This window comes from Bradyrhizobium sp. TM102, from assembly GCF_009176685.1.
Classification (GTDB): domain Bacteria; phylum Pseudomonadota; class Alphaproteobacteria; order Rhizobiales; family Xanthobacteraceae; genus Bradyrhizobium; species Bradyrhizobium ottawaense.
Genome location: NZ_AP021855.1, coordinates 3931362 through 3946350, shown reverse-complemented (window position 1 = coordinate 3946350; position 14989 = coordinate 3931362). Strand labels below are relative to the sequence as shown.

Sequence of the window (14989 nt, the reverse complement as noted above, 5' to 3'; positions counted from 1 at the left end):
TTCGCCAGTCGGCTGCAAACGAGAGCATCAGGGCTTGAATGGATACCCGTCGGCTGGACCGGCTGGATTTGCCGGACCGAATAGACGATCAAATTTCGTCCAGCAAGGCACGGACTTTCGCGGCCAGATCTTCGATCGCAAAGGGTTTGGACAGCAGATGCTTGCCGGCATCGAGCATGCCGTTGTGAACAATTGCGTTGCGCGTGTAGCCGGTGGTGAACAGCACCTTCAAAGCCGGGTATCGTTTCGACAGTTCGCCCGCAAGTTCAGCGCCGGTCATGTCGGGCATGACGACGTCGGTAAACAGCAGATCCGGGACGAGACCGTTTTCGATCATCCTGATCGCCTCCTTGGCGCTCGCGGCCTCGATGACCGTATAACCAAGCTCCCGCAGGCTTTCGGATGAGATGCTGCGGACCCGCTCGTCGTCCTCGACGACGAGAATGGTCTCACTTTGAAGGCTTGCGCCGGGATGCGTCACTCCTTGCGATGGGGTCGATACTCCCTCGTCGCCGGCGAAGCGTGGAAGATAGATCTTCACCGTCGTGCCAACGTCGACTTCCGAGTAGACTTTGACGTGGCCGCCCGACTGCCGCACGAAGCCGTAGACCTGACTGAGGCCGAGGCCGGTGCCCTTACCCACGACCTTGGTCGTGAAAAACGGGTCGAACACCTTTCCCAGCACGTCGGGCGGAATTCCGGTGCCGTTATCCGTCACGGCAACGAGAACATATTGTCCGGGCGACAGGGCATATTCCCGGGCAAATTTCCGATCGATCGAGGCGTTGCTGGTCTCTATCGTCAGCCGCCCGCCCTTCGGCATGGCATCGCGCGCATTGACCGCAAGATTGATCACGGCGCTTTCCAGTTGGGCCGGATCTGCCTTGACGCGCCAAAGACCGGCCGCCAGGACTGCCTCGAGGCGGATAAGCTCTCCGAGCGAGCGTTCGAGCAGTTCGCTCATCCCCCCGATCATCTTGTTGATGTCCACGACTTCAGGCGCCAGAGGCTGCTGGCGCGAGAACGCCAGCAGCCTCTGCGTCAAAGTGGCCGCGCGATTTGCGCCGTCGATTGCACCCTCGATGAAGCGGTCAATGTTGACCTCTCCCTTGCCGAGCCGTCGTTTGGCGAGATTCAAGCTGCCGAGGATCACGGCCAGCATGTTGTTGAAGTCGTGGGCGATGCCTCCGGTCAGCTGCCCCACGGCCTCCATCTTCTGGGATTGGCGCAACTGCTCTTCGGCCTTCATGCGTTCGGCAATCTCGTCGGCGACACGTTGCTCCAGTTCGGCATTGAGCGCCTCGAGCCGGGTCAGGAGCCGAGCGTTGTCGATAGCCGTGGCGGCGTGGCCGGCAATCCCGAGCAAGGCGGCTTCGTGCTCTGCCTGGAATTTACCCGTCTCTGCATGGCCGAAGAAGAGTCCGCCGAGGACTTCGCTCGTTCGCGAGATGACGGGGACCGCGAGGTAGGATCGGACTGGAAGATGCCCCTCCGGCATGCCTTTACGCGGCGCGTTCCTGCCATAGCGCGGGTCCTGCAGGATGTCGTCAGACCTCACCACGCCCGTACCCTTGAACGTGGGCTCGAACACCGCGGTGTTGCGCGGCATAGGAAACTTCTCGAAGGCGGATCGCGGCGCTCCGGACAGCGAATACAGCATGTAGCTGCCGCCGTCCGGCGCCAGAACGTTGTAGAAGAAGGCTCCGAACTGGGCGCCCGTCAGCTCCACGCCGGCATCTGTAACGATCTGCACGATCTTCTCGAGGTCGCGTTCGCGGGCGACCGACGCCCCCGTATCATTCAGTATTCGAAGCTGGCGTTCGGTCTTCTTTTGCGCGGAAATATCCAGAACCGTCCCGATGAACCGGACGGCCTGCCTATTGGAAAAGATCGCCTGCCCGGTCGCCGCGATCCAGCGTTCGACACCATCCTCGATGCCGATGGTTCGGAATTCAATGTTGTAGCTTTTCGGGCAATCCGGCGTCAGGGCTGCGGAGACGGCCTCGTGTGCCCGCTGCCTGTCGTCTGGATGGAGACCCTTCAGGAACGCCCCTTCGTAGCTCACTTCGGCGTCCGGCGACAAACCGAACACCTCCTTGCAGCGGTTGTCCCATCCAAGAACGTCGGTCACCGGATTATAGTCCCAGATGCCTATACCAGCCGCCCTGTTCGCAAGACTCAGGCGTTCGGCAGCTTCTCGCGCCGCCTGTTCCGAACGAACCCGCTCGATGTGGGCCCACGATCTCTCGGTGACCTCCGTGAGCAACGCGAGCTCGCGCGCCGTCCACCGATGCGGGCCGCGGTGATGAATGGCCATCAAGGCCGTGAGCTGCCCTTCCTTGACCAAGGGCATGCAGATCGTCGAACCTATTCCTATGTTCTGAAAGGTGGCCGCCTCCTCCGGCGCGATCTCCTTCAAATTGTCATTGATGACGAGAGGCCTGCCAGCACTGAGCTCTCGCACCGCCTTCTCACCGAAGTCGGCCAGGCTGTAGTGGCCAAGGATATGCATCGCACCAGGAGCCGCCCAATCCCCGCGGATGGTGAAGCCGTCTTGATCGGGATCCACGTCGGCATAAGCGCAGTTCGAGACGCCGAGGTGCTCTCCGACCATTCTCGTCGTCACTGCCATCACGCCGTCGGCATCGCGGGTCCTGGCCGTCTCCTTGTTGAGGGCGTCAAGGAAGAGCAGACGGATCTCGTTCTCCCGCACCGCCGCCTCGGCGCGTCGACGTTCGACGGCGGTTCGCGTGCGCTCGGCGACATCGTGGATGAGCTCGAGCTCCTCGGAGCTCCAGACCCGCGGGGTTGCGTTGTTGAGGTAGAGCAGCGCGACGACTCCGTCGGGCTCGGAGATCGGCATGTTGACAAGCGCGCGAGCGGATATCGCTTCGAGCGCGCGCGCGCGGTCGCCAACGCGAGGATCCTTCTCCGCATCGGCACAGATGACCGTCTCGCCGCGCTTCAAATCTTCGATGTAGTTGCCATAGTCGCGGAAGTGCAGCACCCCCGCCAGGCTCAAAATGCCCGGCGCGTTCCAGTCACGGGCGATGGTAATGGTCTCGGCCGATGTGTCGACCGTGCCGTAGCCTGCCCGGCTGACCTTGAGGCTGCGGCCGAGCAGCTCTGCCGCGGCATAAGCGAGATCGTCGGGGTTGGCGATCTCTCGGATGTAATCGCCAAGTGCAGCCAGGACGGCATTGCGATCGGTCGAGTTCTCCCCGGCCGTCGATGTCATCTGACCTCCCCTGACACTTGGCTCGTCACCGAATAGCGTTTCTTGCGGCATCCGCTTCAGGCCGACGACGATGCCAGCGGGAGAGTGGCACCCGCGCGTTCTGATAACTTCATGAAGGCATCAAGGTTCCGGCCCGGCCTGTGCCATGCGCGGGCTCGAGCAAATCACGACGTCAGTGCTTAGTTAGCGCATGCTGCCGCGACCTCGACCGCCTCGCCGCAACAGCGTGAGCGCCTGGGCCGATGGACACGCTGCCGGCGTCAAAGTTGCGTGTCCCCGGACGCGGCCATCTGCAGGTGTCGGCAGAAAATAAACGCGACTGCCCGCGCCACCGCAAGTTGTGGACGCACCCTTGGTCGTATAGCGTCAGCATCAGGATGCACCTCGTGGTCTCACAATTCATGCTCGTCCGTGCCCTGCTTCTGCTGGCCTTGCTGTCGCTTCCCGGCGCATTGCGTGCCGAAGGGACCCCGGCCGAGAAACCCGGCTTTGCCTCCAGGCTGACGATCTATCTTGCCAAAGGCGCGCCCGACGCGTGCGGGCCGGGCTGCGACCGCTGGATCGCGATCGAGGGCCAGATCGATCAAGACGCAGCGTCCCGCATTCGCCGCTTCCTCGCCGGCGTCAAGGACCTGCAGCGCCCGATCTACCTCCATTCGCCCGGCGGAAACGTTGAGCAGTCCTATGTGATCGCCCGGCTGCTGCGCAGCCGCAAGGCGATCGCCCGGGTTGGCCGGACGATCGCGACGGCGTGCGCCGCGGGCACGCAGATCGACGCCGCATGCCAGAAGATCAAGAACGGGAACGGCGAGGTCGAGGCCGAACTCAGCACCTATCATGCGATGTGCAACTCGGCCTGCGGTTACCTGTTTCTCGGAGCGACCTCTCGCGAGGTTGCGCCCGATGCCGCGCTGGCGGTCCATAACTCCAGGCTCATCCTCCGGTTTCAAGGCAATCCGCCTCCGGAAGTGGTCGCCGAAGCGCGGCGGCGCCGGATCGCCGGTGCCGACCGCGACCGCGCCGCGTTCATTGCGGCGATGAGAATCAGTCGCGAGCTCGATGCACTGATCAGCACCGTGAAATTCGAAAACCTGCACGTGCTGACGCGGCCCGAACTCTACCGGTTCGGGATCGACACGCGACCGCTGGCCGAGACGATGTGGCGGCTGGAAAAGGGAGCGCGACCGTTCATCAGCAAGATCGCCGCGGTGAAGAAGGAGAACGATGCCTCGTTCCGGACCATGGAATGGCGCCTGTATTGCGAAAACAAGAAGCGCGTGCCGCTGATGTTCGCGGGTGAGATCGACGCATCGGCCGCCGGCAAGAAAACGATCCTGATCGCGGCCAGCGCCGACATGAGCAAGCAAGCGGGAGGGCCTCCGGTGCGGTTCGGGAAGTACGAGGTCTGGAACGGCGCCGTCGACCCGGACATGGTCAAGGCGGTGCTGGCCTCGCACTCCCTGCAGGTCCGGGAAACCACGCCGGAACCAGAGGGACGGGCTGACGTCACAAGCTTCAACATCGACACGACCGGCTTGGCGTCGGTGTGGACGCAACTCGGGACGTCGTGCACTTCAGTGGCGACGGGCCCGGCAAAACCCTGGCCGGCGAATTCTCTGCAGCCGACACCCTGGACGGACAGTCCATGGAAAGCAGGTGGTACCCTGCCGAACGTCAGCGCAACGCCTGCGCCGTAGCGCGCAGGCTTGCAACAGTCTTCAAGAGCTGAAGCCTGCCCCCTCCCTCAGCCCTCGACCCGCGTGTAGATCACGAGCTTCAGCGCGGGATCGTCGTTGGCCTGGAAGCTGGTGTGCTCGAACCGGAGCACGCCCCTGGTCGGATGGTTCATGGTCTTGAGGCCTGAGGCGGTGTTGCGGATGTCGTGGGCTTCCCACCATTTGACGAACTCCGGACTGCCCTGGCGCAGCCGCGTCAGCAACTCCGTGAAAGCGGGATCGCCGGCCCAGACGTCGTGATTGGCGCGGAACATCGCGACCATGCTCCTGGCGACGTCGGTCCAGCTCGCGCCGTAGAATTTTCGCGTCTGCTTGTTGGTCATCACCAGCAGCAGCGTGTTGCGATCCTGCTCGGGCAACTGACCGAAGGCAAAGACCTCCTCGGCCGCCGCGTTCCAGGCCAGCACATCCCAGCGGCGCCCCGTGATATAGGCCGGCTGGTGCAGGCTCTCGATCATCCGCCGAATGGGCGGCGGCACGGTCTCGCGCGTGAACGCCCCCCTGGCGCCGTCGCGCGCCAGCGCCTTCAAATGCGCATGCTCGGTCTTGCTGAGGCGGAGTGCGCGGGCCAGCGCATCGACGGTGGTCACCGACGGGCTGACGGTGCGGCCCTGTTCGAGGCGGATGTACCAGTCGACGCCGATGCCGGCGAGCTGCGCGACCTCCTCGCGGCGTAGCCCCGCGGTGCGCCGGCGCCGGCCGACCGGAAGACCAACCGTCTTCGGCGACAGCTTTTCGCGGCGAGACCTCAGGAAGTCGCCGAATTCAACGCGGCGCGGATCGGCCATGATGTCGCTCCCACATGGAGGGTCTTTGGAATACTAGGATAATACCAGGCCTTCTTGGCCCCTCCAAGGCGGCGCATATGGGATTCACCGCGACTTTGAGGTGAACATCCATGAAAGCTGCCGTACTCAAATCCCTTGGATCGCCGCTGGTGATCGAGGACGTTCCGAAGCCGACCCTCGGTACCGGCGAAGTCGTTGTCGACATCGTCGCCACGCGCGTCCTGTCGTACATGAACGAGGTTTTTGACGGGACACGCAACTACGCGCTCGATCTGCCTGTTATCCCCGGTCCCGGCGGCATCGGCCGGGTGCGCGCGGTCGGCCCGGATGCCACCAAGCTCGGCGTGGGCGACTGGGTGTTCTGCGACCCGACGGTGCGCTCGCGCGACGACACCGTTGCGCCCGATATCGCTCTGCAAGGGCTCACCGCTGCCGGGCCCGGCGGCATGCGGCTGCAACAGCATTTTCGCCACGGCTCCTTTGCCGAACAAATGAGGGTGCCGACCGAGAACGTGAAGCGGCTCGGTGCGATCACGCCCGAGGACGCGACGCAATGGTGCGCGCTGGGCACGCTGCTAGTGCCTTACGGCGGCTTCCTCGCTGCGAACCTTAGAGCGGGCGAGACCGTGCTGGTGAGCGGGGCTACCGGCAATTTCGGCAGCGCCGCCGTCTCGGTTGCGTTGGCGATGGGCGCAGCCAGCGTGGTCGCGCCCGGCCGCAACGAGAAAATCCTCGCCGACCTCGTCCGACGCTTCGGCAGCCGCGTGCAACCGGTCAAGCTTACTGGCAATGAAGATCACGACCGCGAGGCGATGAAGCGCGCAGCGCCCGGCCCGATCGATTGCGCGTTCGACATCATGCCGCCCTCCGTGAGCACCGACGTCGTGCGTGCAGCGATCATGACGGTGCGCCCCTATGGGCGCGTCGTACTGATGGGCGGCGTCGGCATGGCCGGCGGCGCGGGCCTCGAGCTGCCCTACCCCTGGATCATGCGCAACTGCATCAGCATCCACGGCGTCTGGATGTACCCGCCGGATGCCGCGAGCCGTCTGATCGCGCTGGTGCGTGCGGGTCTGCTCAGGCTGGAGGAATACGAGACGACGGCCTTCGACCTCGACCATGCCAACGAGGCGGTGGCGCACGCCGCCGCCAATGGCGGGCCGTTCAAAATGACGGTGATCCGGCCTTGAAAAATTCAGACGACGGCGTGCCCGTCGTCATCGATTTTTTCGTCAGTCGGCCCAAGCACTTGGCTACTGTGCATGGGGTTGTTTTCGCGATTTTCTACTCGAGCTCGACCACCTGGCCGTTCGACAGCGACACCCGCCGGTCCATGCGGCCGGCGAGCTCCATGTTGTGGGTCGCGATCAGCATCGAAACCTTGGTCGCCTTGACCAGCTGCATCAGCGCCTGGAACACGTGATCGGCCGTGTGCGGATCGAGGTTGCCGGTCGGCTCGTCCGCGAACAGCACCCGCGGCGCGTTGGCCACCGCGCGCGCGATCGCGACGCGCTGCTGCTCGCCGCCGGACAGCTCGGCCGGGCGATGGGTGATGCGGTCGCCGAGACCGAGATAGCCGAGGATCTCCTTGGCGCGCTTGACGCTCTCGGACTTCTTCAGGCCGCGGATCATCTGCGGCATCATCACATTCTCCAGCGCCGAGAACTCCGGCAATAGCCGGTGCGACTGGTAGACGAAGCCGATATCGGTGCGGCGCAGCTGGGTGCGCTCGATGTCGGGCAGCTGCGAGGTCGGCGCGCCCGAGACATAGACCTCGCCGGAATCGGGTGCTTCCAACAGCCCCGCGATGTGCAGCAGCGTCGATTTGCCCGAGCCCGACGGCGCCACCAGCGCGACAGACTGCCCGGCCCACAGCGCGAGCTTGGCGCCGTCCAGGATCGTCAGCGGCACCTCGCCCTGCAAGTACTGCCGCTTTATCTCGTGGAGATAAATGACCGGTACGTCTTCCGCCCCCTGCTGCTGCTCCATCAACCCCTCACTCGTACCGCAGCGCTTCGACAGGATCGAGGCGCGCGGCGCGCCACGACGGATACAGCGTCGCCAGGAACGACAGCGTCAGCGCCATGATGACGACGGCCGTGGTCTCGCCGACGTCGATCTCGGCGGGCAGTTTCGAAAGGAAATAGAGTTCTGGCGAGAACAGCTCGGTGCTGGTCAGCCAGGACAGGAATTGCCGGATGGATTCGATGTTGAGGCAGATCACGAGGCCGACGACAAAGCCGACCAGCGTGCCGACCACGCCGATCGAGGCGCCCGTGATCAGGAAGATGCGCATGATCGAGCCCTGCGAGGCGCCCATCGTGCGCAGGATCGCGATGTCGCTGCCCTTGTCCTTCACCAGCATGATCAGGCCTGAGACGATGTTCAGAGCCGCGACCAGCACGATCATGGTCAGGATCAGGAACATCACGTTGCGCTCGACCTGGAGCGCGTTGAAGAAGGTCGAATTGCGCTGCCGCCAATCCACCAGGAACACCGGCCTGCCCGCAGCCTCCGTCACGGCCTGGCGGAAGGCGACGATCTGATCGGGATTGGTGGTGAACACCTCGATCGAGGTGACGTCGTTGCTGCGATTGAAATAGGCCTGCGCTTCCGCGAGCGGCATGAACACGAAGCCGAGATCGTATTCGGACATGCCGATCTCGAACACGGCGACGATCTTGTACGGCTTGATGCGCGGTGTCGTGCCCATCGGCGTGACCGCGCCCTTCGGCGCCACCAGCGTGATGCTGTCGCCGGCATGCAGCGACAGCTGGTCGGCGAGGCGCCGTCCGATCGCGACACCCTGCCCGTCGTCAAAGCCCTCGAGCGAGCCCTGCTTGATGTTCTTGGCGATCGAGGTGAGGTTGTTGAGGTCGTCGGAGCGGATGCCGCGCACCAGCACGCCCGAGGCGTTCCAGGGTGAGGACGCCAGCGCCTGGCCGTCCACCACGGGCGCGGCGAGCCGGATGCCTTTGACCTGGCTGAGGCGGTCGGCGACGTCTTTCCAGTCGGTCAGCGGCGATTCCAGCGGCTGCACCAGGATGTGCCCGTTCAGCCCCAGGATCTTGTCGAGCAGCTCTTTGCGGAAGCCGTTCATCACGGCCATGACGATGATCAGCGTCGCCACACCCAGCATGATGCCGAGGAAGGAGAACCCGGCGATGACCGAGATGAATCCCTCCTTGCGGCGCGCCCGCAAATAGCGCGCCGACAGCATCCACTCGAATGGCGCAAAAGGCGCGGTTTGCACGGTCTCGGTCATGGTCTCATCCATCGCTCGATAATCCCATGATTCGGGGTCAATTGTGGCCGGATTGGCGGCCGCGATATCGCGATGAACAATATTCAGCCGACCAGGCTTATCAGCCCACAAGTCTTGCGACCGCGTCCGCTGGCGACATAGTCTCGCGGGAGCCGTCACTGCGCCGCTTGATCTCGACCTTGCCGTCGGCGAGCCCCTTCGGCCCGATCATGATCTGCCAGGGGATACCGATCAGGTCGGCGGCGGCGAATTTGGCTCCGGCGCGCTGGTCGGTGTCGTCATAGAGCACGTCGACGCCCTTGGCCGTGAGCTCGGCATAAAGCTTCTCGCAGGCCGCATCGACCGCCGCATCACCCTGCTTGAGATTGAGGATCGACACGCGGAACGGCGCGACGGCCTCCGGCCATTTGATGCCGGCATCGTCATGGCAGGCTTCGATGATCGCGCCGAGCAGGCGCGAGACGCCGACGCCATAGGAACCGCCATGGATCGGCACGTCGACGCCGTCGGGGCCCGCCACCAGGGCCTTCATCGCGTCGGAATATTTGGTGCCGAAATAGAAGATCTGCCCAACCTCGATGCCGCGGGTGTTCACCCGCTTGTCCGCCGGCACTTCCTGCTCGAACCGCGCGGCGTCGTGGACGTCCTCCGTGGCGGCGTAGACCGAGGTCCATTGCTTGATGATCGGCGTCAGGTCGCTGTCGTAGTCGACGTCCTCGCCCGGCACCGGCAGGTCGAGCACGTCGCGATTGATGAAAACGCCGGATTCCCCGGTTTCGGCCAGCACGATGAACTCGTGGCTGAGGTCGCCGCCGATCGGGCCAGTCTCCGCGCGCATCGGGATCGCCTTCAGCCCCATCCGCGCAAAGGTGCGCAAATACGCCACGAACATCTTGTTGTAGGCGACGCGCGCGGCCGCTTCGTTGAGGTCGAACGAATAGGCGTCCTTCATCAGGAACTCGCGGCCGCGCATCACGCCGAAACGCGGACGTTGCTCGTCGCGGAATTTCCATTGAATATGATAGAGATTCAGCGGGAGGTTCTTGTAGGACTTCACATAGGCGCGGAAGATCTCGGTGATCATTTCCTCGTTGGTCGGCCCGTACAGCAGCTCGCGCTTGTGGCGGTCGGCGATGCGGAGCATCTCCGGACCATAGGCGTCATAGCGGCCGCTCTCGCGCCAGAGGTCGGCAAGCTGGAGCGTCGGCATCAACAGCTCCAGCGCGCCCGACCGGTCCTGCTCCTCGCGCACGATCTGCTCGATCTTCTTCAACACGCGGAAGCCAAGCGGCAGCCAGGCATAGATACCGGCGGCCTCCTGCCGGATCATGCCGGCGCGCAGCATCAGCCGATGCGAGACGATCTCAGCCTCTTTCGGATTTTCCTTCAGGATGGGCAGAAAGAACCGCGACAACCGCATGGTAATACTCTGGGAATCAGTGATGGGTTGCAGTGAAACCGGATTGAGAGCGAAAACACAAGACCGGGAATGAGGAAAAGCCGCTAACGCAACGGAATTCCTGTCATTTTTCCGTCGGACTTCAGGTTCGGCCCAAGCTGCGTCTCACGACGGCGTGACGTCGAGTTCATCCTCGAGCGTGATCTGCTCGAAGTCGGTCACCAGCGCGTCGATCCGCACGTGCCAGCGGCCGGCAAACGGCAGTTCGACCTTGCGCACATGCCAATAGCCGTCGGGCCCGAGCGAGGCCCTTCGCTCCATCGGCTCTATGCCGCGCTCGGGCAGGCTCAGGGTCAACGTCGCCTCCTTGGCCGCCAGCGGCGTCCCCTCGCCGGTCATGAGCTGGAGCACGACATCATTGGCCCCCGCCTTGCCTGGCGAGACCAGGACCTGGAACATCGCCTTGTCGCTATGGATGTGGATCGCCAAAGGTGTCTCCGGCACGATCGTCCGCGGCGGCGGCGTGAAGCGCCAGCCGGCGACCACGGCCAGGATGGCAAGAGCAATCGTACCTTCCAGCACGATGGAGCGCTTGAGCGCGGGCGTCCCTGTCTCGTTCCGGGCCAGAGCCGGAGTCAGCCGGAACCGATTGAGCGCGGCCAGCGCCAGCAATCCCGTGACCAGAACTAGCTTGACGGAGAGGATTAGCCCGTAGCGGGTCCCGACCAGCGCTTCAGGCTTTTCGAGTTGCACGATCGCGAGTGCGAGGCCGGTCAAGGCCAACACGCCGACCGCGAGCGCAGCAATGCGGGAAAAGCGGTTCACAATCGCGAGCGTCGCAATCGTCGGCTTCGACACCAGCGCCACGAGCGGCGCGAGAGCACCGATCCAAATGGTGACACCGAGGCCGTGGAGAAAGATTGCAGGCCGGGTCAACGCCTCCGGCGGTGCCGTTGCGGCGTGCCCGGTCATGGCGAGCGACAGACCGACGCCGACCAACGCCATGATCGCAAGAGCACGCGCGTACCACGCACTGCGCAGCGCCATCAACGCGAGTAGCATCGCAAGCAGAGCAACCAGCAGCGCAGGGCCGGCACTGGTCGCGAGCGCGACTTTCCAGGGAGCGGCGGTCGCAAGGGCTGCCAGTGGCAGCCCGAGGAGATCGAGGCCCAACGCGCCGACGGACGCCACCGCGCTTGGGATGCCGATGGCGAGCGCCATGCGCGGCACGGCCATGCGGGTCATCGACCACGCAACCCAGCGCGCGAAGAACACGCCGCCGACGCCAATGAACAGCCCAACGTACAGGCCGACGCGCGCCAGCCAGATCAGCGCGTTCAACCCGCTATAATCAGCGGCGGCAGGCTTCGTCGCGGTCGGCATGCCAATCGAGAAGATCACCGATCCGGTGACAGGATGGCCGTCCTGCGAGATCACGCGATAGCTGACGACCGCGGTGCCCTCAGGCAGATCCACCGGCATCACGACCGAAATCGTCTCGCCCGATGCGCTGACGCGCGCATCATTTCGTGCCCTGCCCGCGCCATCGATCAGCCGGATCGCGCCCGGCGTCACCGCCTCGTTAAAGCGCAGTTCCACCGCCTTGGGCGCGGCCTTGAGCATGCTGCCGCTCGCCGGCTCGACCGAGACCAGCGCCGCATGCGCCGACGCACCGCTTGCGAAGCCGGCAACGAGGAGCAGCGTCGCAAGCGCGGCGAAGAGGCGCATCAGGGTTTTGGCAACAGTTTCACGCCCGGCGCCGGCGACTTGCCCTCGGACTTGCCCTCATGTGAATGCCCTGCCCCCGCCGCCGGAATTTCGATCCAGCGGCTGACGCCGGCCTCGCATTCCTGAACGACGGGGAAGTACAGAACCGTGTTCGGCTTCAGGCTATCGGTCAGGAACGTGCTGAGGACGAACTCGTCATAGTTCTTGTCCGGCAGCTTGCCGCCGGACCACGCCACCTCCTTGACGCCGGAGGACAGCTTGTTGCCGTGATAGTCGTACTCCCCGGCATATTTGCCCTCGACGACATCGATGGTCCAGCCGGCCTTCGGCATCGGCTTCACTGCGATCACCCCTTCCGGAATCTGCACCCGGATCTTCACCGTCGGCGAGCCCGCGCAGCCATGCGGCACGGTGAAGACGGCCTTGTAGGACGTACCGACCGTGGCTTGCTTGGTCTCGATCGACACGTGCGCCGCCGCCGGCGAGGCGGCGAGCGCGGCAATCAGGATCAGGCAGGATTGCTTCGACATGTTCGGCCTCCCGAGAGTCCAGATCCGTTTCATTTCATCTTCATTCCCGAGTGATCCGGCATTTTCTTCATGTCCATATGACCTGAATGCCCGGCATCGCCAGGCGCCTGCGCGCCGACGCCCTGGACGTCGAGGGACACGGCGACCTTGCCGGCCTTCTCGAATTGCAGCGTCACCGGCACCTTGTCGCCCTGCTTGAACGCGCCCTTCAGCTCCTGGAGCATCAAGTGGTTGCCGCCGGGCGCGAGCTTCACCGTCTTGCCGGCATCGATCGCCAGCCCCTTGTCGAGCGGGCGCATCTTCATCACGCCGCTGTCCATCGCCATCTCGTGGATCTCGGCCTTGCCCGCGATATCGGCGGACACGCTGACCAGTCTGTCGGCCGCAGTGCCCTTGTTCTCGATGGTCAGATAGCCGCCGGCGACCTTGGCACCGCCCGGCGTCGCACGGCTCCAGGCCTGCGAGACGACGAGATCGCCGGCCTTGACGTCGTCGGCGACCGCCGGGGCTGCGGAGATCGCGAGAGCGAACGCGGCGAGCAGCACGTTTTTCGAGATTGTCTTCATGTCGGTATTCCCTTTGCAGTCTTTAACTTCAGTGTTTGGAGCGTTGTTGCGCCGACCACTTTTCGAGATCGGCAATTTCGGCCGAGCCTTCGATCGTCGTGACGGTCCCTTCCGGGGAGATGAGCATGGTCCTGGGGATGTCGCCCTGCCAGGCCGGATCGATCTCGAACCGCAAGCGCTCGACAAAGCCGTCGTTGAAGATGAAATTTTCGGTCGACGCCAGACCCGCCTTGTCGAGCATCGATTGCGTGGCGGCCGGCAGGTTCGGCACGAGATCGGCGCTGACCGTGACGACGTCGATCTCCGGATGCTCCTTTGCAAACCGCCCGAGCAGCGGCAGCTCGACCTTACAAGGCCCGCAGGTCACACCCCAGAAATGCACGAGCACGGGGCGGCCGGCGTGCCCCCTCAGGACGCCTTGCCACGTGCCGCGTTCGAATGGCTTCAGAGCCGGAGATGCGCCGAGCGCAGCCGCCGATGCGATCAGAACAACAAGGCTGGCAATGCCTGCAAATCGAAATCTCATGGTTGGTCCTCGATTGCCGTGAGCCGATAGCCGTCCGCCTTCGTCATCCACGACAGGTAGGTCTGCTTGCCGCTGGAGACCAGCAAAGGGTGATCGGACGTGTCGGTCGTGCTCGATATCGCCTTCGGCGCCGACCACGTCTCGCCATCGTCGCGGGAGACCGTCATCTGGACCGAGGTCTTTTCACCGTCGAACTCCTTCCAGACCATCACCGTTCCCGCCGCGCCCGCGAGCACGAAGGGGCGCGTCGGATTACGATCCGGCCGCCCCAACACCATCGGCGAAGAGAACGTGCGGCCTTCGTCGCGCGAGTGGGCGTAGAACAATCCCTTCCGCGCCTTCCCGTTGGTGTACCAGGCGACGTGATAGGTGCCGTTCGGGGCAACGGTGAGGCTCGGCCCATGATGTGGGCAGGCATTGATCTGCCAGTCGTCGTTGCTGACCCGACGGACTTCGCCTGGCGTCGCGACGTCCGTGAAGGTCATCACCGCGTGGTCGCGCACGCCGCCCTCAAATATGTTCCTGAAGATCACGACCGGCCGCCCGGACGCAGCGAATGCCAGCCCCAACCGGCAGCATTCGCAGGTGCCCTCGCGCGCCAGCTTCGCTTCTGCGTAGGTGGTGCCGCCGTCGCTGGACGAAGTGAAGAACAGCCCGGCTCCCTCGTACTTCTGTCCCGCTTCCTTCGCAAAAATGCGATTGCGCTTGTCCAACCACGCCGCAAATACTGTTCCATCCTGATCGAGCGCCAGCGCCTCGAAACGTTGGCTCTCGTTGCTGGCGGTGATCGGCTTCAGCTCGGCAAAGCTCCTCCCGCCGTCGGCCGAGCGCGTGGTGAGCACCTGACCGTTGAAGGCCTCGTCCCTGAAGGTCGAGAACGCGAGCGCAATGCCCCCCTTGCGGTCGACCACGATCTTCGGCCGCGCATCCGGCCCCCAATCGAGGTTCAGCCGCGTCGTCGTGACCTGCGTGGGCGTCGAGAAACTTCGGCCCGCATCCTGCGAACTTGCGACCGAGACCTGCCCTCCCGCCATCCAGACCAGCCACAGCGCGCCGTCCGGACCGAAGGCAGGCGTCGCCTTGGTCGCACAGCGCAGCGTCGGCTCCTCGCACGCGGCTTCGGACGCGTGCTTGCCGTGCATCTGCCCCAGCGCCGCACCTTGCAGGCAGGCGAGAGCGGCTATCGCGAGCAAGCCAGTTCGGATCATGGCCC

The 14989-nt window shown here is 64.3% G+C and carries 12 protein-coding genes; 2 read left to right on the top strand and 10 right to left on the bottom strand.

The window, feature by feature from the left end:
* Positions 1 to 88 precede the first annotated feature (88 nt).
* Positions 89 to 3238: a GAF domain-containing protein gene (locus tag GDN70_RS18910; RefSeq protein ID WP_152102891.1), complete on the bottom strand. Its 3150-nt coding sequence runs from the start codon at positions 3236 to 3238 to the stop codon at positions 89 to 91.
* 401 nt (positions 3239 to 3639) lie between these two features.
* Here GDN70_RS18910 and GDN70_RS18905 point away from each other — a divergent pair, with 401 nt between their 5' ends.
* Positions 3640 to 4935 carry a hypothetical protein gene (locus tag GDN70_RS18905; protein ID WP_152103712.1) on the top strand — a complete coding sequence of 432 codons (1296 nt, stop codon included), beginning with the start codon at positions 3640 to 3642 and terminating at the stop codon, positions 4933 to 4935.
* 47 nt (positions 4936 to 4982) lie between these two features.
* Here the strand turns inward: GDN70_RS18905 and GDN70_RS18900 are convergent, their stop codons facing one another.
* Positions 4983 to 5762, bottom strand: a complete 780-nt coding sequence (locus tag GDN70_RS18900; RefSeq protein WP_038948707.1) for a helix-turn-helix transcriptional regulator — start codon at positions 5760 to 5762, stop codon at positions 4983 to 4985.
* Positions 5763 to 5872: 110 nt separating this feature from the next.
* Between GDN70_RS18900 and GDN70_RS18895 the strand changes: the two genes are divergently transcribed.
* Entirely contained in the window at positions 5873 to 6952 is a 1080-nt protein-coding gene (locus tag GDN70_RS18895) for a zinc-binding alcohol dehydrogenase family protein (RefSeq protein ID WP_152102890.1), read from the top strand.
* Positions 6953 to 7046: 94 nt separating this feature from the next.
* On the opposite strand, the gene GDN70_RS18890 is transcribed toward GDN70_RS18895, so the two are convergent.
* The 8 genes from GDN70_RS18890 to GDN70_RS18855 all read right to left on the bottom strand — a co-directional run bounded on the left by GDN70_RS18890 (position 7047) and on the right by GDN70_RS18855 (position 14984).
* Positions 7047 to 7751 (bottom strand): ABC transporter ATP-binding protein, encoded by a 705-nt coding sequence (locus tag GDN70_RS18890; RefSeq protein WP_018320184.1) that lies wholly within the window; start codon positions 7749 to 7751, stop codon positions 7047 to 7049.
* Between the two features lie 7 nt (positions 7752 to 7758).
* Entirely contained in the window at positions 7759 to 9039 is a 1281-nt protein-coding gene (locus tag GDN70_RS18885; RefSeq protein ID WP_018320183.1) for a lipoprotein-releasing ABC transporter permease subunit, read from the bottom strand.
* Between the two features lie 88 nt (positions 9040 to 9127).
* Positions 9128 to 10447 carry a proline--tRNA ligase gene (gene proS, locus GDN70_RS18880; RefSeq protein WP_028141493.1) on the bottom strand — a complete coding sequence of 440 codons (1320 nt, stop codon included), beginning with the start codon at positions 10445 to 10447 and terminating at the stop codon, positions 9128 to 9130.
* A gap of 144 nt (positions 10448 to 10591) precedes the next feature.
* Entirely contained in the window at positions 10592 to 12154 is a 1563-nt protein-coding gene (locus GDN70_RS18875) for a CopD family protein (RefSeq protein WP_038948709.1), read from the bottom strand.
* Positions 12154 to 12684, bottom strand: a complete 531-nt coding sequence (locus tag GDN70_RS18870; RefSeq protein ID WP_038948711.1) for a YcnI family protein — start codon at positions 12682 to 12684, stop codon at positions 12154 to 12156. The genes GDN70_RS18875 and GDN70_RS18870 overlap by 1 nt, the downstream gene beginning before the upstream one ends.
* A 29-nt stretch (positions 12685 to 12713) precedes the next feature.
* Complete coding sequence (locus GDN70_RS18865; RefSeq protein ID WP_152102889.1) at positions 12714 to 13250, bottom strand: copper chaperone PCu(A)C; 537 nt, start codon at positions 13248 to 13250, stop codon at positions 12714 to 12716.
* Between the two features lie 28 nt (positions 13251 to 13278).
* Complete coding sequence (locus GDN70_RS18860; RefSeq protein WP_152102888.1) at positions 13279 to 13776, bottom strand: TlpA disulfide reductase family protein; 498 nt, start codon at positions 13774 to 13776, stop codon at positions 13279 to 13281.
* Entirely contained in the window at positions 13773 to 14984 is a 1212-nt protein-coding gene (locus GDN70_RS18855; protein WP_095425449.1) for a sialidase family protein, read from the bottom strand. The genes GDN70_RS18860 and GDN70_RS18855 overlap by 4 nt, the downstream gene beginning before the upstream one ends.
* Between the last annotated feature and the right edge of the window lie 5 nt (positions 14985 to 14989).